Origin of the sequence: Sphingobacterium zeae, from assembly GCF_030818895.1 — a bacterium.
Classification (GTDB): Bacteria; Bacteroidota; Bacteroidia; order Sphingobacteriales; family Sphingobacteriaceae; genus Sphingobacterium; species Sphingobacterium zeae.
The window spans coordinates 5,542,670-5,563,491 of record NZ_JAUTBA010000001.1 but is presented as its reverse complement, the minus strand read 5'-3'; the positions used below and the strand labels follow the sequence as shown (position 1 = coordinate 5,563,491).

General features: G+C 41.6%; 10 protein-coding genes, 2 tRNA genes and 3 rRNA genes. 11 read left to right on the top strand and 4 right to left on the bottom strand.

What is annotated here, in order from left to right; all coding sequences use genetic code 11:
- Positions 1–420 precede the first annotated feature (420 nt).
- The 11 genes from QE382_RS23355 (at position 421) to rrf (ending at position 14,952) form a co-directional block, all read left to right on the top strand.
- On the top strand, positions 421–3,573 hold the full coding sequence (locus tag QE382_RS23355; protein WP_307187974.1) for a SusC/RagA family TonB-linked outer membrane protein: 3,153 nt from the start codon (positions 421–423) through the stop codon (positions 3,571–3,573).
- An 11-nt stretch (positions 3,574–3,584) separates the two neighbouring features.
- Positions 3,585–5,033 (top strand): RagB/SusD family nutrient uptake outer membrane protein, encoded by a 1,449-nt coding sequence (locus QE382_RS23350; protein ID WP_307187973.1) that lies wholly within the window; start codon positions 3,585–3,587, stop codon positions 5,031–5,033.
- A gap of 10 nt (positions 5,034–5,043) precedes the next feature.
- Complete coding sequence (locus QE382_RS23345) at positions 5,044–5,730, top strand: hypothetical protein (protein WP_307187972.1); 687 nt, start codon at positions 5,044–5,046, stop codon at positions 5,728–5,730.
- Positions 5,731–5,735: 5 nt separating this feature from the next.
- Positions 5,736–6,725 carry a DUF5007 domain-containing protein gene (locus QE382_RS23340; RefSeq protein WP_307187971.1) on the top strand — a complete coding sequence of 330 codons (990 nt, stop codon included), beginning with the start codon at positions 5,736–5,738 and terminating at the stop codon, positions 6,723–6,725.
- A 160-nt stretch (positions 6,726–6,885) separates the two neighbouring features.
- Positions 6,886–8,478: a M60 family metallopeptidase gene (locus QE382_RS23335; RefSeq protein ID WP_307187970.1), complete on the top strand. Its 1,593-nt coding sequence runs from the start codon at positions 6,886–6,888 to the stop codon at positions 8,476–8,478.
- 393 nt (positions 8,479–8,871) lie between these two features.
- Complete coding sequence (locus QE382_RS23330; RefSeq protein WP_307187969.1) at positions 8,872–9,078, top strand: hypothetical protein; 207 nt, start codon at positions 8,872–8,874, stop codon at positions 9,076–9,078.
- 710 nt (positions 9,079–9,788) lie between these two features.
- A 16S ribosomal RNA gene (locus QE382_RS23325) occupies positions 9,789–11,318 on the top strand.
- 125 nt (positions 11,319–11,443) lie between these two features.
- Positions 11,444–11,517: transfer RNA gene (locus QE382_RS23320), tRNA-Ile, on the top strand.
- A gap of 11 nt (positions 11,518–11,528) precedes the next feature.
- Positions 11,529–11,602: transfer RNA gene (locus QE382_RS23315), tRNA-Ala, on the top strand.
- Between the two features lie 231 nt (positions 11,603–11,833).
- Positions 11,834–14,715: ribosomal RNA gene (locus QE382_RS23310) — 23S ribosomal RNA — on the top strand.
- A gap of 125 nt (positions 14,716–14,840) precedes the next feature.
- Positions 14,841–14,952: ribosomal RNA gene (gene rrf, locus QE382_RS23305) — 5S ribosomal RNA — on the top strand.
- Together the 16S, 23S and 5S rRNA genes with 2 tRNA genes alongside form the textbook arrangement of a ribosomal RNA operon.
- Positions 14,953–14,980: 28 nt before the next feature.
- Here rrf and QE382_RS23300 read toward each other — a convergent pair.
- The 4 genes from QE382_RS23300 to QE382_RS23285 form a co-directional block, all read right to left on the bottom strand.
- Positions 14,981–15,121, bottom strand: a complete 141-nt coding sequence (locus QE382_RS23300; RefSeq protein WP_307187968.1) for a hypothetical protein — start codon at positions 15,119–15,121, stop codon at positions 14,981–14,983.
- Positions 15,122–15,651: 530 nt separating this feature from the next.
- Positions 15,652–17,778, bottom strand: coding sequence for an ATP-binding response regulator (locus tag QE382_RS23295; RefSeq protein ID WP_307187967.1), 2,127 nt, complete (start codon positions 17,776–17,778; stop codon positions 15,652–15,654).
- A gap of 286 nt (positions 17,779–18,064) precedes the next feature.
- A complete protein-coding gene (locus tag QE382_RS23290; protein WP_307187966.1) occupies positions 18,065–18,343 on the bottom strand; it encodes a hypothetical protein in 279 nt (92 codons plus the stop codon).
- Positions 18,344–18,472: 129 nt separating this feature from the next.
- Positions 18,473–20,707: a glycoside hydrolase family 2 protein gene (locus QE382_RS23285; protein WP_307187965.1), complete on the bottom strand. Its 2,235-nt coding sequence runs from the start codon at positions 20,705–20,707 to the stop codon at positions 18,473–18,475.
- Positions 20,708–20,822 lie beyond the last annotated feature (115 nt).

Here is a 20,822-nt window from a genome sequence, read left to right as displayed (position 1 = left end):
TGACCTCTTAGCCAATAGACATGCTGTTTTATATTAGTTGGATTAATTAAGTCATCGAAAAGTTCGTAGAGTTTTGGATTGTATTGATTAAATTTTAAAATGATCGAGTATATAAAGTTAGTAATCTTGATTAACTAATAGGATATTTCAATGCAGCTTACAATTGTGTGCTGTTTGTTAATATTTGTGAAGCGTTTTTACAGCGTTCATCTTAAGATAACGTTTAAATAGCGCTAATCTGATCTCTTTGATACAAATTCAGCTTTTTGTAAAATTTACTCAAACGATTGCGTAAAAGTAGCGCAATCGTTTGATTGTGTTATTCTGAAATTTAATATTCTAATAGTTATTTATTTGCCCCTTCTTTTTTGTGACATCAGGATTTTTGATCTACCTTCACTTCACTAACACTAAATTAATATGAAGAGAATTCTACCTATTATTATTCTCGTGGTGATGTCCTATTTTCATGTTTTCGGCCAAACAATCCCTGTGGAAGGGACTGTTCGAGATGCAAATGGGCAGCCGTTGGCGGGTATGACCGTCACAGAGCGAGGAACAACGAATCAAGCGTCTACAAATCAGCAAGGTTCATTCACGTTGGCCGTAAAAAGCCTTCCCGTAACATTGGTTTTTTCTGGTGTCGGCTTTAAAAAGCTGGAGGTCCAGGTGACAACAAAACAGGCTCCTGCCGTAGTCCTTCAAAAAGATGACTCCTTCTTAGGAGAAGTTGTGGTTGTTGGATATCAAAAACAGTCTGTTAAAAAGACGACTAGTGCTGTTCAGGTTATTTCAGGCCGGACGATTGAAGATTTGCCTGCACCGAGTTTCGAGAGCTTGTTGCAAGGAAGGGTCGCAGGTGTCAATATCCAAAACTTTACAGGAGAGCCTGGAGCGAGGAATACGTTTACTGTGCGTGGTAATACCACAATTTCCCCCGATCTGAATAGTGAGGTCGACTTGGCAAATACAATGAGCTCTCCACTATATATTATTGATGGGATGCCACTATCAGTCTCTGACTTAGGTGGGTCATCAGCTACAGGAACCAATTATATTGCGGGTATCAATATCAACGATATTGAAAGTATTGTTGTGCAGAAAGATGCTGCAGCGACAGCGGTATGGGGTTCTCGTGGTGCGAATGGGGTTATTGTGATCAAAACAAAACAGGGCCGGGTAGGAAAGCCATCAATTAGAGCATCCTATTACAGGGGAATTACGGAAAGGCCGCAATTGCAAAGAACCTTAGGGGGAGCTACAGAAAGAAGGACAAAGATGGATATTCTAAGTCAATATGCTTCATGGGCTCAGATGGGTGGATTTACGCAGCCCTTAACAGACAGTTTGAATAGTAGCTACAATAATGCAACGGATTGGCAAGATTTGTTTTATACAACAGGAAATATTGATAACGCAGATGCGAGTATTGCAGGTGGAAGCGAGTCTGTTAATTACAGATTATCTGCGGGTTACTATAATGAGGATGGTGTTGTGCGTAACACTGGATTTAAGCGGTACTCGATAAGAGGTAATTTTGGATTTACGCTTTCACCAATTATCAAATCGGATTTTATGGTGTCTGCGGCAAGAATAAACCGCAAACGTGGACTTGGTAGAGGGATTGATCAGGTCGTTCCGGTGAATCAAGGGGAGATGCCTTCTTCTTTCGTGGGGCTTGGTCAGGCAGATTATGATTTCTACCTAGGGCAATATGATAAATTAACGGATGATAATCAGACCGATAATATCAATATTTTTTCAAAAACATATGTCGATATCATAAAGGGATTGCAATATTCATTGGAGGGCTCAGTACAAGCAAATATGGATAGCCGAAATCAATTTCAACCTCGTGAACTTAATCAAGGGATCAACTATGCTGCATCAACGGGGAGAAACGCCTATACCTATAATATTGCGAACGTATTGAATTATGTAAAAACATTTAATGAAAAACACACGATTAATTTAACGGCGTTACAATCTTTTCAATATGATAAGCAGTTGTCCCATAAAACAGAGGGATATAATCTGCCTACAGACGATATTCATGTAATCCAAGGCGTTGCAACAAAAGATTTGATAGCAAGTACAAACAAGATGGAGTCTGGGCTTCTATCTTATATGGGGCAGTTCTCCTATGATTTTAAATCAAAGTACATCTTTAATGCCTCTTGGCGTTCAGATGCATCTTCCAGATTTGGTGTTAATACCAAATGGGGATCCTTTCCTGCATTGTCAGCTGCTTGGGTTATTTCCGATGAGAATTTTATGAAAAAATTTGATTGGGTAAATATGCTTAAATTGAGAGGAAGTTGGGGTAAATCAGGTGTCCTTCCGGAGGATTTTTATGCACCTTATAATGTTTGGGCCTTGTCATCGGACACATATAATGGAACTACATTCGCCGTGCCATCCTTTAAAAAACCGCTGACATTAAAAAATCTGACCTGGAATAAATCTGAGCAAACAAATATTGGATTTGACTTGGGGCTCTTCAATGATCGTTTAACAGTGACGTTCGATGCTTATCGAAAAATTCTGAAAGATCCAATTATGGGATTCTCATTCCCATATTACACAGGTTACACAAAGTTGTCGTTTAACGTGCCAATGACCGTTTATAATGAGGGTATTGACCTGACTATTATGACAAGAAATCTGTCTAAAACGAGTGCATTGCAATGGAATACGAATCTAAATATGACTTTTAACAAAAATAGAATAGGTTCATTGCCATTTGGAGATCGTAGTTTCTATGCCGATTCCAGAGGTTATAATCAACAATTGTTGTATACGGTAGGGAGTCCTATATATAGATGGGCTCAAATGATCTATCAGGGCGTCTATTCGCATCAAGATCAAATACCTGTCAATCCTGTAACTGGAAAGCCTATCACTGTTTTTAAAGGGAATTATCCTGTTAAGCCTGGATTCCCAAATTGGGCTGATGTAAATCAAGATTGGGATACCTGGAGTGACGAAGATAAAGGAGCAGCGGATGGTGACTTGATGTTAACAGGCAACCCGAATCCGCGCATTACGGGGGGCTTGTTTAATGAGTTTATCTACAGAGGTTTTTCAATTAGTATGCTAAATACCTTTACCATCGGGCGTGATATTATTAACAATTTAAAGAGCAACCAATTTAATGCTATTGGTGGTAGTGTAAATAAGTTTACAAACAATAGGCTACCTGATCTAGAAGGCTTGGATTACTGGACACCTGAAAAGGCAAAGGATCCAAATTATCAAGCGAATTTTCCTTCGATATCTCCCTATGGAAGTTATTTCTATCAGTATCTTCCGTTTAGCACGATGTTTAATGAAAATGGTACTTATTTCAAAATTAAGACGATTTCTGTCGGGTATATTTTACCTAAAAATGTTGTGGAACGATTAAAGATAGGGGCTAGAAATATTAGATTCTATGGAATGGTGGATAATCTCCATACTTTTCAGAAAGCTTCAGTCCCTGATGCTGAATTGGTGACACCGCAAGGGGAATATAGCGGCGGGGCTTATCCATTGCCTCGGAAATATACAATCGGTCTAGAAGTCAACTTTTAAAAACGATCAAAATGAAATTTAAATATATATTATCATTAATCGGAATAACAGGAACTTTATTATTCAATTCCTCTTGTTCGAAATATCTGGATTTAAAGCCAGAAAATAGCACTTACGATGAGGTGTTTTGGAAAGATGGCGAAAATGTAAATAGGGCATCTCTTGGAGCATATGCGCTACTTCGCAACTCGCTTCGGGCAGATCGATCTTATTTTATATTTGGTGACATTGCGTCTGGGGTAGTGCATCAGGCGGGGGAAGATTGGAATATGAATGACTTGGCAAGGTCAGGAGGGTATAAATTTAGTTATGCGCCTTACCTGGAAGGAAGTTTGTGGAATTGGACACGCTTCTATGGTGTCATTAATCAGTGCAATTTGATTGTGGAGCAAGCTGAGGCCATGGATAGCAAATTGTTCGATGGAGGTGAGGATGAAAAGAAAAATGCGATTGCTGGTGCTCGTTTTCTGAGAGCATTCACCTATTTCTATATGCAACGCGTTTGGGGAGATGTATTATTGGTCAAAGAGACTTTTAAAGATCCTCAAAATATTCCTGATATGGCAAGGACAGCAGAAAAGGAAACTTTAACATTCTGTAAAGAGGATTTATTATATGCGATCGCTAATCTTCAACAAAACTCAACAAAGAGTTTTGCATCAAAGGGAGCTGCTAATGCACTGATGGCGGAGGTCTGTGCTTGGGAACATGACTATGTTAATGCGGAGAAGTATACGAATGAGACATTAAAACTCGGATATGCCCTAGAAGATGTCAAAGACTACCGGAAGATATGGTTGGGTAACTCTAAAGAATCCATCTTTGAATTGAATATGCTCTATAGCGAGAGCGGAAATGAATTTTCAGAGGACTTCTTTAGTAAATTTCTAACAAGTGCCACTATTCCCGGTAAAGGTAGCAACTCTGCTTGGTATATTGAACCTGAATTTCTTGAAAGTGAATTTGATAAATCTGAAGCAAGGTTAGATTCAATGTCTCTGCCTTTTCCGGATGGGTCGGAATTAAGAAGCATTCGTAAGTATAACAATCAAATTGAATACAGGGAAGGTAAATATGCCATCAGTAATAATTTGGTACTGATTCGTTTAGCAGATATTATTTTGCTGCGGGCGGAGGCTTATTACAAGAACGGTAAGCCAGCGCTTGCATTGAATGACCTGAATACAATTAGAAAAAGAGCTGGTCTCGAAGAAATACAAGTTTCTGGAGAGGAATTGTTTAAAGAGATATTCAAAGAACGGAGAAGAGAGCTGATTGGAGAAGGAATCATTCAATTTGATTTGATTCGGATGAATATGTTTGAACAATTTGATGAATACTCGGGTGCATATTCGCAAGATAGAATAGCCAACAAAGGCTATTATTGGCCGCTGGATATGCGTAATTTATTGCCGCAGAACGAATTGCTGACCCAAAACCCTTGGTGGAGAAATCATTAATAAGGAAATTATGAAAAAGATTATTTTAAATATAGCTTGTTTGTTTGGAATTATAGTAGCTATTAGCTCATGCAAAAAGAATGACTATTTTGTCGGGGGAGAGTTGCATAATCCAAAAATCAATATGACAACGTATGATTGGATGAAAAGTAATAAGTATGGTGTGTTTGATACTGTTTTGATGTTGATTGACAAAGCAGGGGTGAAGGATAAGATCAATGCACAAGGTGTTACTTTTTTTGCTCCGACAGACTATGATGTTTATAATTATGTGCAGGCTCGGACAAGACAAGTCCAAAAAGTTGATCCTAAAAAAATGTGGACAGTAGATTCAATCATGAAGTATGAACTGGGTCGATTTGCAGATTCAATTGATTTGTATATTACAAAAGAACAATTGACGAATGATAAACTTACTGCATCGGGCAAAAAATATAAAAATAACAAGGGGGGTAATTTTATCATTTCTTATGAGGAAACACGAGATCCTGCTTTAGGCTATAATGAAAATTCTACTGTTTTGCCGAAGGTCGTCATGTTCACTTACCTTTATCAGTCAATTGGAGATGTTTTTGATGTTAAGACCATTATCCCACCTGTCGGCAGCAGAACATTGGTTCAAACTTCTAATGCGCAAACGACCACAGGTGTAGTACATGTATTAAATAATTCCCATGTTTTATTCTATTATCGTTAAGGGCTATGAAAAGTAAATTATTATATAGTATTGGACTCGCAGCAATTTCGCTTGTGGGCTGTAAAAAAATACCTGAAGGCAACTTGAGCGATATTATTCGTTATGAACAATTGCCTGTTGAAATTAGAATGGGAAGATCCGAAGTTTCAACCGCAATAAACCCAGCTGGATCCAGTAAACCAATTGAGGTTAAATTGCTTAAAGTGTATCAAAAGGAAACTGGAAAAGATGTTACCGATATTTTTATGCAAACATTTCCGATTAAGATCTGGAAAAAACTGTATGATTCTAAAGTTGATACAACGTTGGACCTGATTGCTGCTAAACAAAAAGATACCGTAATGACGGCATTAAGTATCAACAAATTTTCTGGAGCGATTGAGTCGACGCCAAATACATTAAAACTTCCGAAGGGTCATTATATTTATGATTTAGAAATAAAGAACGCTGTGGGTACGAAAATTTATCCAGCTATCGGTGAGTTTAAATTGGTTGAAGCACCATACTTTGATGTTCCTGCTGTAAGATCAACGGTCGCGATGAAAGTTGGTGCTGAAACGACGACAAAATCTATTCCAAGCAATGCTAATCATATTAAAGTAACCTATTTGGGCCTTGGAGACAATAAAGTTGTTGTAAAAATAGTGGATAAGAATGGTGTTCCATTTAACCCTAAAAAAGGTGAAATAGCGAGACGCCCTAACTCAGGTACTGCAGGTGGTTATCTGCAGACTATGCAGGATTACTCTATTTCCACAACGTTATTTGACGATCGGATGGAGTTTGTTTATGGGGTTTTGCCTTTTCCATTAGTTTCTCTAGGGAATGGATTTAATTATTATTACCGTATCCCTGCTCCTTATGTCAATTTTGATGATAGTTTGGGATTACCCTATAATACCTATTCTTGTAATGCAAGATTTTCATTTCAGGCATTTGTGCCAGGTACTTATCAAGTGGACGTTATTGTTCCACAAGTGACAAGAGTAAAGTAGATGAATTTATACTATTATTAAGAAGAGGAGGTATGCTTTTGTGTGCCTCCTCTTCCTATAAATTATGAATTTATAAGCTCAAAAAATATAGATGGTATAAACTTGCATTGACGGAAATGTGCAAAAATTAATAATGAATTGTAAACCATATTCCATAATTATGATGAAAAGAAAATTTCTTGCTGTTGCACTCGGCCTCATACTAAGCGCCAATCTGAAGGCTCAAACCGCTCAGGATTTCAAGCAAACCTATGCCGATCTTGCTGTATTCGAAGATCCTTTGGCGTTAACACTAAAAAAGGGGATTAAGAAAAAACAGCTCAGTCAGATTGCTGATACAACACTACGCCGGGTCGCGCAGTCTATACTTGATGGCAACTATAATAAAGAGTATAAATATGCAACCTATTATGCCTTGTTGAATCCGACAACTTTAGGGCATCAATTAAGTATTGGTGACGGTTATAGTAAATATGAAAATATAACCGGTGTGTATCTTGCCAAAGGGAAGCATATTGTTATCGTGGATGGTATTGCAGCTGGTAAAGAGGTAAACCTTGTTGTGCCCAACTGGTTGCGAAAAGCTCCCAATCCGCAGGAACCTACAAAAGACCCAAAAGGTTGGGGACTGGAAAAACAGGAATTCAGATTGCAGAATGGCGTGAATATTATCCAGCTCGAGGATTACGGAAGTTTAGCCTATATCGATTATTTCTCTGAAGAGCCTGAAAAGGAAAACCCCATTACAGTTCATTTTCCGACAGGACAGGTAAACGGTTACTTTGATCTTAAAAAACAGGGAAATAAGGAGTGGAATAGTCTGATCGATCATGCTGTATTCCCCATTATGGATGCAAAAGGCGAGCATATTCAGACCGCTTATCCAATAGAGGCATTGAAACAGTATGCTTATGGAAAAGGTGTCGAGCTAATTCGTAATTACGATTCGCTAGTGTATAGGCAACATCGCTTAATGGGACTGGAGAAGTATAATAAAGTACCTAAAAATCGTATTCTCGCGCGGGTGAACTATAATTATTACATGTTTCGTGATGGTGATGGGGTTGCCTATATGGGCGATAAAGTTGGTTACGCGATGAAGATGGTGGTAACGCCGGAATCGGTGATTAAAGGAGATCCTTGCTGGGGTTTCAGTCATGAGGTGGGCCACGTACACCAGACACGTCCCATGTTTAATTGGGGTGGCTTGGGTGAAGTGAGCAACAACCTGTTCTCCTTATACGTAACACGTTCGTTTGGTAATAAAACTCGGGTTTCAGAACAGAACAATTTTGAGAAAGCGAAGACCAATATTATTGAAAAACGAATTTCTTATTTGTCCGATCCGGATGTATTCGATCGTTTGATTCCTTTTTGGCAGTTACAGCTCTATTTTGAGGGAGAAGGAAAACGTCCCGATTTTTATGCGGATCTATTTGAAGCCTTCCGTCAACAGAATATGAATAAACCAAGAAGACAGCGTTCAGATTGGAGCGCCGATCGAATGATGGGAGAGCGCAATCCTGCCGTTCATCAGCTGAATTTTGTTAAAACAGCCTGCGAGGTGGCTAAATTGGATTTGACGGATTTCTTTGATAAATACGGATTCTTTTTTGTTGGTACGTTGGAATACGACGATTATGGAAAGTATACCTATGCCATGACGCAGGAAATGGTTGATGCCTGTCGCCTGGCAATTAAAAACATGAACTTGCCCAAGCCTAAGGCTGATCTTACAGCATTAAGAGATTAGAGCATGTAAACTATAATAACGTCTGAGGCTCCGAATCATCTAAATTGATTCGGAGCCTTTTGTTTGATTGTTATGTCTTTTGAGCCTAGTCGTTATTCTAAACGTGTTACAAGCTGAACGCTTTCTCCTGCTCATTTTCTTTGATCCCATAAACCCTCCAAAAATGCCTATATCATGACTATTTTGGTTGTATGCTGGGGCACTTGTAGGCTTATTTACGTAGTGTTCTATTTATTCGCTTTTATTTAGTTCTTCTTTAAGCTAGATTTTAATTGGTATTTACTTAGCTTTTGGTTAGGGTTTATTTAGGTATAACCTAAGCTATACCTAAACAAACCCTAACTAAACCCTAACTAAACCCTAAGTAAAGAGGTAAGAAATTATAGCTATAAAATGGGCAATCAGGAGTGCTGTCTGCTGTCACCCTTTTATGTGCTGGGCTGCAGTATCCTTGCGGTGCCATTCTTTCCGGTGGCACAATTTTCCGTCTTTCCGGTACGGATCTTACCCGGGATGCCGCGCAGGCTTTTGGGAGAAGATCCCGACCGGATTATGCAGCCGATTATATCTTATCACTATTATATATATCAATCGTATTAAACTATGCGGTTTTCTGTTCGGCTACGTTTGCGTTTTCCGATCTCCCTTTGCTATGCTGTGGCGGTGGGGCAGTAAACCCGGCAGGTGCATTTCAGGATGTTTTCGTTGCCAGGTGCCGCTACCTGTCCCATTTCGGGTGCAGGATCAGCCTTTTTTCGCCTCTCTCTGCAGCTTCCGCCGCTAAAATGAAAAAGAATCTCGCACCGTTACAGGTAGTTAGGGGCAAAATGAAAATAATAAGAACAAAAGGCTTGGAAGTTTGTTCCTAAACTCCCTATCTTTGCACCACTCCGCAAGGGAGGGACGGTTGCTTCGAAAGAAGGAATCCTGAAAAAAGAAGAGTTTAGGTGAGCGCGGCAGGATTTAAAATCCCGCCCAGTTTATTTTAAACGCGGAAATCGAAAAAAGAGAAAAGAAAAAAAACTTGAAAAAGTTTTTGGAAGTTCAGAAAAGATTTCTACCTTTGCAGTCCCAACGGAAACGAAGGGAAAAACAAAAAAGATAAAGACGGCGCAATGCCATCGGAATATAGCGGATACGGAAGTTGAAGCGACAAAGTTCTTTAAGAAAACACAATCATGTAAGCGTGACGAGTAGACAAACGAAAGTCATGAACAAATTCAAGTAATTGTTCCATTCGATCCAAGATCAGAGATATAAAAAAAGAATTCTGATTATTTATAAATAGTTGGAATCAAAAACTTCATTTTACAATGGAGAGTTTGATCCTGGCTCAGGATGAACGCTAGCGGCAGGCCTAATACATGCAAGTCGGACGGGATCCATCGGAGAGCTTGCTCGAAGATGGTGAGAGTGGCGCACGGGTGCGTAACGCGTGAGCAACCTACCTCTATCAGGGGGATAGCCTCTCGAAAGAGAGATTAACACCGCATAATATAATTTCCCGGCATCGAGGAATTATTAAATATTTATAGGATAGAGATGGGCTCGCGTGACATTAGCTAGTTGGTAGGGTAACGGCTTACCAAGGCGACGATGTCTAGGGGCTCTGAGAGGAGAATCCCCCACACTGGTACTGAGACACGGACCAGACTCCTACGGGAGGCAGCAGTAAGGAATATTGGTCAATGGGCGGAAGCCTGAACCAGCCATGCCGCGTGCAGGATGACTGCCCTATGGGTTGTAAACTGCTTTTGTCCAGGAATAACCCCAGATACGAGTATCTGGCTGAATGTACTGGAAGAATAAGGATCGGCTAACTCCGTGCCAGCAGCCGCGGTAATACGGAGGATCCGAGCGTTATCCGGATTTATTGGGTTTAAAGGGTGCGTAGGCGGCCTGTTAAGTCAGGGGTGAAATACGGTGGCTCAACCATCGCAGTGCCTTTGATACTGACGGGCTTGAATCCATTTGAAGTGGGCGGAATAAGACAAGTAGCGGTGAAATGCATAGATATGTCTTAGAACTCCGATTGCGAAGGCAGCTCACTAAGCTGGTATTGACGCTGATGCACGAAAGCGTGGGGATCGAACAGGATTAGATACCCTGGTAGTCCACGCCCTAAACGATGATAACTCGATGTTGGCGATAGACAGCCAGCGTCCCAGCGAAAGCGTTAAGTTATCCACCTGGGGAGTACGCCCGCAAGGGTGAAACTCAAAGGAATTGACGGGGGCCCGCACAAGCGGAGGAGCATGTGGTTTAATTCGATGATACGCGAGGAACCTTACCCGGGCTTGAAAGTTAGTGAAGGATGCAGAGACGCATCCGTCCTTCGGGACACGAAACTAGGTGCTGCATGGCTGTCGTCAGCTCGTGCCGTGAGGTGTTGGGTTAAGTCCCGCAACGAGCGCAACCCCTATGTTTAGTTGCCAGCATGTCATGGTGGGGACTCTAAACAGACTGCCTGTGCAAACAGAGAGGAAGGTGGGGACGACGTCAAGTCATCATGGCCCTTACGTCCGGGGCTACACACGTGCTACAATGGATGGTACAGCGGGCAGCTACATAGCAATATGATGCTAATCTCTAAAAGCCATTCACAGTTCGGATTGGGGTCTGCAACTCGACCCCATGAAGTTGGATTCGCTAGTAATCGCGTATCAGCAATGACGCGGTGAATACGTTCCCGGGCCTTGTACACACCGCCCGTCAAGCCATGAAAGTTGGGGGTACCTAAAGCATGTTACCGCAAGGAGCGTGTTAGGGTAAAACCGATAATTGGGGCTAAGTCGTAACAAGGTAGCCGTACCGGAAGGTGCGGCTGGAATACCTCCTTTCTAGAGTATCGCGGATCGGTACTCGTCACGTTACATATGATTGCAAAAGAAGAAAAAAACATCAGAAGAAAGTGCCCGCCCCTAAGGGAGCAGGACCGAGAGAGATAGATGAACAGGAAATAGCTAGTCCCGTAGCTCAGTTGGTTAGAGCACTACACTGATAATGTAGGGGTCAGCAGTTCAAATCTGCTCGGGACTACGAAAAGTTAAGGGGAATTAGCTCAGCTGGCTAGAGCACCTGCCTTGCACGCAGGGGGTCAACGGTTCGAATCCGTTATTCTCCACATCTCCGGTAGGAACATCGACAGATGCTCCGAAGAAACAAACCGGAAAAAGAGTTCTTTGACATATTGAAAGAGAAAAAAAATTACAAGAGAAGACAACAGTATAGAGACAATACGTGTATGTGTTTGAAGTAAGGGAGAGACCCTCGGTCAAGGCCGAACGATCCCGAACCTAGCATACGGGTATATATATCAAAAGCAGCCGCATAGTAGCAAAAGGCTATGCCGGTGAAGAAAGTAAATAAGGGCACACGGGGGATGCCTAGGCTCTCAGAGGCGAAGAAGGACGTGATAAGCTGCGATAAGCTTTGGGGATTGGCAAATGCGACTTGATCCAGAGATTTCCGAATGGGGCAACCTGGCTATTTGAAGAATAGCCGTATAAAACGCGAACGCGCTGAACTGAAACATCTAAGTAGGCGTAGGAGAAGAAAATAACAATGATTTCCCAAGTAGTGGCGAGCGAACGGGAAAGAGCCCAAACCGTTTATGTTACGGCATAGACGGGGTTGTAGGACCACGACATTGTACAATGCTATGAACTGGAAGCAGGTGGGAAACTGCGCGACAAGGGTGAGAGCCCCGTACAGGTAAAGAATATTGGCATAGTGGTATCCTGAGTACCGCGGGACCGGAGAAATCCTGTGGGAATCCACCAGCACCATCTGGTAAGGCTAAATACTCCTGAGAGACCGATAGTGAACCAGTACCGTGAGGGAAAGGTGAAAAGAACCCCGAACAGGGGAGTGAAAAGAACCTGAAACCGTGTGCTTACAAGCGGTTGGAGCAGGCAGGTCCTGTGACAGCGTGCCTTTTGCATAATGAGCCTACGAGTTACTCTTGTCTGGCAAGGTTAAGTCCTTCAGGGACGCAGCCGAAGCGAAAGCGAGTCTTAATAGGGCGGATAGTCAGATGAGGTAGACGCGAAACCTTGTGATCTACCCTTGGGCAGGTTGAAGTTGCAGTAACATGTAATGGAGGACCGAACCGATAAACGTTGAAAAGTTTCCGGATGACCTGAGGGTAGGGGTGAAAGGCCAATCAAACTGGGAAATAGCTCGTACTCCCCGAAATGTTTTTAGGAACAGCGTCGGCGTGGAGTTTGATAGAGGTAGAGCTACCGATTGGGTGCGGGGGAGTCAAATCCTACCAAATCCAGACGAACTCCGAATGCTATCAAATATAGCCGGCAGTGAGGCTTTGGGTGCTAAGGTCCAAGGCCGAGAGGGAAAGAACCCAGACCATCAGCTAAGGTCCCCAAATTCGTTCTAAGTTGAACTAACGAGGTCCGGTTGCCCAGACAGCTAGGATGTTGGCTTGGAAGCAGCCATTCATTTAAAGAGTGCGTAACAGCTCACTAGTCGAGCGGCCGGGCGTGGATAATAAACGGGCATCAAGAACGGTACCGAAGCTATGGATTTGCACTGAAAGATGTGCATCTGGTAGGGGAGCATTCCATCGCCGGAGAAGCAGTTTGGCAATGAACTGTGGAGGTTATGGAAAAGCAAATGTAGGCATAAGTAACGATAAGGCGGGTGAGAAACCCGCCCACCGAAAGACCAAGGTTTCCTGATCAACGTTAATCGGATCAGGGTCAGTCGGGACCTAAGGCGCACCCGAAGGGGGCAAGCCGATGGACAACTGGTTAATATTCCAGTACTCTTCATAACTGCGATGTGGTGACGGAGTAGTGACACTGCCGCGAACTGACGGAATAGTTCGTTGAAAGGCGTAGGTATTGGAGTTGTAGGCAAATCCGCAACTCTAGCTGAAACCCAATAGTACAGCAAAGCTCCGGTGGCGCTGATAGAGCAGGTAAACAGACTTCCAAGAAAACCCGCTAAGCTTCAGGTTATGAAGACCCGTACCGCAAACCGACACAGGTGGTCGAGGAGAGAATCCTAAGGTGCTCGAGTGAGTCATGGCTAAGGAACTCGGCAAAATGGCCCTGTAACTTCGGGAGAAGGGGCGCTGTCTCGAAAGAGCAGCCGCAGTGAAAAGGCCCAGGCGACTGTTTAACAAAAACATATGGCTTTGCAAAATCGCAAGATGAAGTATAAGGCCTGACACCTGCCCGGTGCTGGAAGGTTAAGAGGGGATGTCATCGCAAGAGAAGCATTGAATCGAAGCCCCAGTAAACGGCGGCCGTAACTATAACGGTCCTAAGGTAGCGAAATTCCTTGTCGGGTAAGTTCCGACCTGCACGAATGGTGTAACGATCTGGGCGCTGTCTCAGCCATGAGCTCGGTGAAATTGTGGTATCGGTGAAGACGCCGATTACCCGCAACGGGACGGAAAGACCCCATGCACCTTCACTATAGCTTAACATTGAGATTGGGTACAGGATGTGTAGGATAGGCGGGAGATGTTGAAGTGGCTTCGCCAGGAGTCATGGAATCAACCTTGAAATACCGCCCTTTCTGTATCCGGTTTCTAACTCCATCATGTGGAGGACATTGTTTGGTGGGTAGTTTGACTGGGGTGGTCGCCTCCAAAAAGGTAACGGAGGCTTTCAAAGGTAAGCTCAGTACGCTTGGTAACCGTACGTGGAGTGCAATGGCATAAGCTTGCTTGACTGTGAGACCGACAAGTCGAACAGGGTCGAAAGACGGACATAGTGATCCGGTGGTTCTGTATGGAAGGGCCATCGCTCAAAGGATAAAAGGTACGCTGGGGATAACAGGCTGATCTCCCCCAAGAGCTCATATCGACGGGGAGGTTTGGCACCTCGATGTCGGCTCGTCACATCCTGGGGCTGGAGAAGGTCCCAAGGGTTGGGCTGTTCGCCCATTAAAGTGGCACGCGAGCTGGGTTCAGAACGTCGCGAGACAGTTCGGTCCCTATCTGTTGTGGGCGTTGGAAGTTTGAGTGGATCTGACCTTAGTACGAGAGGACCGGGTTGGACAGACCTCTGGTGAACCTGTTATGCCGCCAGGTGTACGGCAGGGTAGCTACGTCTGGAATAGATAAGCGCTGAAAGCATCTAAGTGCGAAACTAGCCACGAGATGAGACTTCCTTATAGGGTCGTAGAAGATGACTACGTTGATAGGCCATAGGTGTAAAGGTTGAGAGACCAAAGCCAAGTGGTACTAATAGCCCGAAGCTTTCTCAAGCAGACAGACACTGTTGTCTTCCTCTTTAATTTTTGAAACAGACAGAAACGTAACTCTTTCAGTATATATGTCATTTGGCATGGATCACATGATATGGATATCATATATCAGCCAATAAAGATTTTTAGGTGCCTATATCGGCGGTGTCTACCTCTTCCCATTCCGAACAGAGCAGTCAAGCCCGCCAGAGCCGATGGTATTGCCGTAACAGGTGGGAGAGTAGGTCGGTGCCTTTTTTTACACGGAAGCCCTTGCTGGAAACAGTCAAGGGCTTCTTTCGTTTGTATGCTGCCCCCGACCGTCGGTGAGGCCGGTCCAGCGTAGGGCAGCCATCTGCCGTGTTCCTTTCCCATCCTTACCTGATTCGGGACCAGTGAAGATCCACTTTCTATATTCTATTGTCATTGCTATTTCCAGTAGTGGCTACACGAATCTTTTATAACTGTATCTGGGTAAAAAGATGTAAATAGTTTATTGGTTCCGGAATATGGTTTCACGTCCCCATAGCGGTATAGCAACATTTTTCATCGACAAGGGGTCTCTCTTCTATGTGGTATATCAGCATAATATCCATCTAGACAATCTAGCTTCAACAGATAACATGACTATGATCGTAATTTGGTAAGGAACTCTCTTGAACAATAGATACACCATCGCCATATTGCTTTTCTATAATTCTTGTATTCGTGTTTTTGTATGTTGTGTAAATATTACTTACTGGCCATATGAGAAGTTACTTCATCATCGCTTTCCCACTATTGTTTACTTTGGGATCAGGCTATTGACCATTGTAGTACGAATCGTTATGAATGATTGTAACCTGGCCGGGAAAGGATAGGAAAATATTGGGATGAAGAGCTTTTTCGGCTGATGGCAGCGCGGGCTGGTTCTATGCTGTTGAAGGTATAAGTACTAACGGGGGAAGATTATTTAATTTAGGATATGCGGGCAATGATCTCGGCAAGAATAGCTTTATCCAGCGGTTTCGTCATAATGCCATCAAATTCATGTTGTTGGCCTTTTGGAGCCTGCATGCTTACCTGTGATTCGTCTGACGTTAATGCAATAACTTTACTATTCCATCCTCGCATATGATTGGTGTCTTTGACAGTATTTAGAATGTCCCAGCCGGTAGGACCTTGCATTTTAAGATCGGTTATAATAATATCCGTTTTATTTTCTTTCAGGTAAGTTATTGCAGCAATTGAATCTTGATAGATCTTTACATTTTCGAAATGTTGCAATGCTTGTTTTACAAATAGATTATTAATTGCATTATCATCGATAACGACAAAACTTAAATCTTTTGATAATTTGGTCAAATTTGTGATTGGTTTCCTGTCTTTCTTTTCTTCGCTAAATGGGACGACTAATGTAAATGTTGATCCTTTACCTTGTTGACTGTTAACACTTAATGTTCCGTTTAGCTGTGCAGCCATGAGTTTAGAAATATGCAACCCTAATCCAAAACTACTTTTGGATTTCTGATCAGTCATATAATACTGCTCAAAAATATGCTCTTGGTCTTTTGCAGAAATGCCCTTTCCTGTATCTTTAACTACAATATGTAATTTTGATCCCTGATTTCTAGTGATATAGGCTTTCACTTCTATCGTCCCCTTATCCGTATATTTAATGGCGTTGCTAAGGAGGTTGCAAACAATCTGTCGTACGCGATATGTTCCGCTTTTGATTAAGATGTCGCGATCGATATCAATGGAACTAATAAGTTTTAGTGCTTTTTTATCTGCCTGAGATTGGAGCATTTTAATCACATTGAGGAGTAGTTGAGACGGTGAAAAATATTCAGCCTTTATTTCTAATGTACCAGACTCTAGCTTACCGAGATTCAAAATATCCTCAACGGTATCATTTATCACATGAATATCTTGTGTGATGGCATCTAATAACATAGGATTGATCCGGTTGCTTTCGGCGTTATTTTTTAGTAAGTCAACAATGCTTACTAAAGAATTGACTGGTGTGCGTACATCATGACTTACATTGGCTAATATACTCGTCTTCTCCTTTGCTGTTTTCAAAGCGTAGTCTCTGGCAGCCGTCAGTTTCCGTTCATACACCAGTGTATTGTAGTGGTATGATAAGAGGAGCGTTACCATAATTATCATGAGAATAATAGAAGCGATAACCTGCTTTCCAAAAATGGAGGAGTTTTCACGATAAAGCTTGAAATCTTGAATTTCAGCGGCTCGTAATATTCCATCTTCATGAGTTTTAATTCGCAGCAATGCAGTACTAATTGTGTTGAATAAGTTGTAGTTAGATTGTAAAAGCTGCCTTTCTTTCTGCTGAAGCTCCATAAATGATCGGCGAATCTTACTGAAATCTTGAAGATGGAAAATCTCATTTTGCTCTATCAAATTTTGGATTTGGCTATGTATAGCTTTGATTTGGTTAACATTGAAATTTTGCTCCAGCTTATCTGCGACTAAGGTATCATTTTTGGCTTTGAAAATACGGGTGAATAGCTTCTCTTTCTTTCGAACTATCGTATCTTGCATCTTGACTTTAAGAGCTGTATCTCGTAATATTTTGTTGACAACTGAATCTGCAAATATTCTATTATTTCCTGGACGGATGTTTTTATTTGTTTTGGTTAAGAGCGAAAGAGAATCTTTGGCAAGAAAAATCATGTTGTCAACAGATTTTTTAATGCGTGCGAACTCGTCAGAGAGGGAAATATTTTGCTCCAGGGAAGTATTTGTGGAGAAAGTAAGTCCTTTTTGTGAAGATAATTCCGATAGTGAATCAATATAAAACCTGAGCGTATCCAAACTATTGCTGTAGTTCTTTAAATTTTTGGCGCTAAAATCCACGGTGTAGGAACGAAACGCATTTCCGGAGTCGTTATATGATGAGAAGAGTTCATAAAAAAGGTTTGTCAATTCATTCTTAGAGCTGTATGCTTTATTTAGACGGGATTCGGTCTTTTGGTATTCAATATACTGGTAGGTAAATATCGAACCGATATAAGTCAAGGAAAGAATGAGGAAGGCAATTAAAACTGTCCTGATAATGAATAATTTTCTACTGTTTTTCACGTTATTGTTCTTTCACCCCAATAAATTAACTATAGCCTATTTTGTTTAGTTTGGAATTCAAATTTAGCACTAAAAAATCAAATCCAATTGCAGGCTTGTAGACAGGGAGCTACTTTTTGGAAATCTTATGTGATCTTTTGACTGAAAGCTAGTATAGAGAGATAATTTTGATCATTTGCGAATGACTAGATGAAATTGTACTGTATAGATTTATGCCAAGAATTTTATAAAAGATGGGCTATCCAAATTTTGGATAGCCCATCTTTGTAGGTGATAGTATAGTATTTTATTTGAGTTCAATCATCTTTTGATTAGCATGCTCTTCTTTTACTTCTTGAAGAATTGCAATTTCAATAGGTGCAACCACACTTAGTATAATCAATGCAATGAAGGCTACCGGAAAAATAATTCCGATGATTACAGCTAATAACAAGGAGATATTTAAGTATTCTTGTCCATTCTTGGATGAAACTTTTAAACGGGAGCTTTTGAACGAATCGAAAAGATCCTGAAAAACTTTAGTAATTGTTTTACTGTTGATGCTGAAGGTTGTTTTAGTTGCCATGATGTTTATTTTTTAAATTTTTTATTTCTTGTTTGATGACTCAAAGATAGGACGTAAATAGCGCGCTGACCACGCTCATTAGGCCAATCTCGAAACAATCTCGGTAAACACCTGGCTTTTGTCGGTCAACTACAGACCGACGTGTTCTGTTTTTGATTTAGTAGGTCCCGATGATCCCTGTTTATACGCTGGATCATAGTTCCATTCAATATGGTCAGTTAATATGTTGCCATCTTTAGGACGTATTTTCGCTTCCACTGTATTTTTACCCATTTTTAGCTTCACGTTTTCGAAGATGTAATGGACATTGGTCTGACCAATTTTGGCGCCTTTGATAAACTGTCCATTAACTATCAATGTAGGCTCACCTCTGTTGGAATAAACTGTAACAGCTGTGATTTTATTCCCTCTATTCATCATACGGCGTTGTGTAATATATAATACAGGGTCTTTGCTCCAATTGGCTTTGTACCAATAAAAGCCATCCTTCTTCAATTTGCGGTCAAAGGAAACCAATCCTTTATAATTTCGGGGATTGACATTAAGTGCGGTGATCGGCGTCGCAAAATCAAAGGTATTCCAAACATATGAGCCTAAGAAAATCGGACTTTTAGCGATTACTCCCCAATGGACTTCATGAAATTTGGTGGCATATTGTTCAGGGAAAAAGGCAGGGTTGCTCCATTGATTGCCAAAGTTACCGACTTCTTCGGCCTGATCTTCGGGAATCGCTTCGGCACCATATTCCGAAAAGATAATTCGGTAATCTTTAAATTCTTCACTGACACGTTTTGCCCAGGAGGCGACATCCTCCTCTTTGGCTGATTTATCTTCCAGTTCGCCGTTGTACCATCCAAAATAATGGTTGATGCCTTGCACGTCTGCATTGTTGTTGACCGGGTGGTTGATGACATTGTAACCGCTGACAGAAACGGTATATCGGTCTGGATCTTCGGACTTTGCCAGATCATTTAATTTAGTGGTGAGATCAACGGTGTAGGCCGTAGGTGTATACACTTCGTTGTGCATGCCCCAGATATAAATCGAAGGATGATTGAAATTTTGTCGAATCAGTTCTTTCAGTTGTTGTTGCGCATTATTCTCTTCTAATGTCGTTACGCGGTTCACAAATGGAATTTCGACCCAGATCAATAATCCGATACTGTCGCATTTTGAATAGAAGTATTCCGATTGCTGATAGTGTGCCAACCGGATCGATGTTGCGCCCATTTCTTTGATAATGGCGATGTCTTCGTCGTGATCTGCATTGCTCAGGGCGGAGCCTTTTCCTAGGCGGTCCTGATGACGGCAGACACCATGTAAGGGGTATTTAATGTCGTTCAGAAAGAACCCTTCTCCTGTGCGCAGCTCAAATTTTCGTAGACCAAGGGGCACTGTTACCTCATCAATTATCTGGTTGTTCATTTTGATCTGCGTAACGACCTTATAGAGATAAGGATCATCTAAACCCTGCCATAGATGCGGATTTTTGACCGGAATCTCTTGTGTAACGATCTGGCGGCCCTGAGGCAGCAACGTGTACGGTGTGCTTTGCTTGGTTTTGATCGATCCGTCTTTTTCGAAAACCGTTGTCACCAATTCGATCGGTTGTTTCTTTCCGGATTTGTTGTCTATTTTTATTTTAACAGCGACGTCGGCTGTTTTTTTAGATACATTTTTTTGTGTGATATAGATTCCTTTGGATGCAAAATCATTCACCGCAATATTGATATCATCTGTTACGATAAGCTCAACTGCTCTATAGATGCCTCCATATATGGGAAAAAGGGTGTGGTTAACAGGAATGACTTGCGGAGTGGCTTCATTGTTTACCTTGACTAAAATCTCATTTTCTTTTCCAAATTGGAGCATACTGGTCAGTTCAAAGACAAAGGCCGAATAGCCCCCCTGATGCCGGCCAACGAAATTGTAACTGCCGTTGCGCTGCGTATTATCGTAGGTAAGGTCATTTTTTCCTTCTTTGGCTGATAAGGGCTGATTGTTTACATAGAGTTCGGTATTGGTATTGACACCTTCAAATCGAATAAAAATACGCTTGCCTTTCCAGGCTGTTTCGGGCACAAATGATTTACGGTAATAAGCATCGCCGGTATAAAAACGCTCATTTTTCCCTAAGCTACCGGACTTGATCTCTTTGGTCTGCATATCGGTTGCATTCCAGGTATGAGGCAGATTGACAAGCTGCCATTTCCCTTCAAAAAGTTGGTTGTAATCTAATGACGATGTCGAAAAAGGTCCTTTTTTGAAAGTCCAGCTGGTGTTAAATGGAACTACGGTTCGCGCCTGTACGTTCAATAGTAGTATTCCAATCAAGATCAGGGGATAAAATATCTTTTTTATCATAGGGTTTTAACTTAGGATATTGTATTTATGTCTTCAAATATAGCTAACAAAAAAACAATTAAGATCTGTATGATCTCCGGTAGAACAACTTCTGGTGTTTTTTTAATTATTAGTG

Bases quoted from the DNA above. Each gene is read 5' to 3' on its own strand.
- QE382_RS23355 (WP_307187974.1), top strand. From the start codon at position 421: ATGAAGAGAATTCTACCTATTATTATTCTCGTGGTGATGTCCTATTTT.
- QE382_RS23350 (WP_307187973.1), top strand. From the start codon at position 3,585: ATGAAATTTAAATATATATTATCATTAATCGGAATAACAGGAACTTTA.
- QE382_RS23345 (WP_307187972.1), top strand. From the start codon at position 5,044: ATGAAAAAGATTATTTTAAATATAGCTTGTTTGTTTGGAATTATAGTA.
- QE382_RS23340 (WP_307187971.1), top strand. From the start codon at position 5,736: ATGAAAAGTAAATTATTATATAGTATTGGACTCGCAGCAATTTCGCTT.
- QE382_RS23335 (WP_307187970.1), top strand. From the start codon at position 6,886: ATGATGAAAAGAAAATTTCTTGCTGTTGCACTCGGCCTCATACTAAGC.
- QE382_RS23330 (WP_307187969.1), top strand. From the start codon at position 8,872: ATGGGCAATCAGGAGTGCTGTCTGCTGTCACCCTTTTATGTGCTGGGC.
- QE382_RS23300 (WP_307187968.1), bottom strand. From the start codon at position 15,121: ATGACAATAGAATATAGAAAGTGGATCTTCACTGGTCCCGAATCAGGT.
- QE382_RS23290 (WP_307187966.1), bottom strand. From the start codon at position 18,343: ATGGCAACTAAAACAACCTTCAGCATCAACAGTAAAACAATTACTAAA.
- QE382_RS23285 (WP_307187965.1), bottom strand. From the start codon at position 20,707: ATGATAAAAAAGATATTTTATCCCCTGATCTTGATTGGAATACTACTA.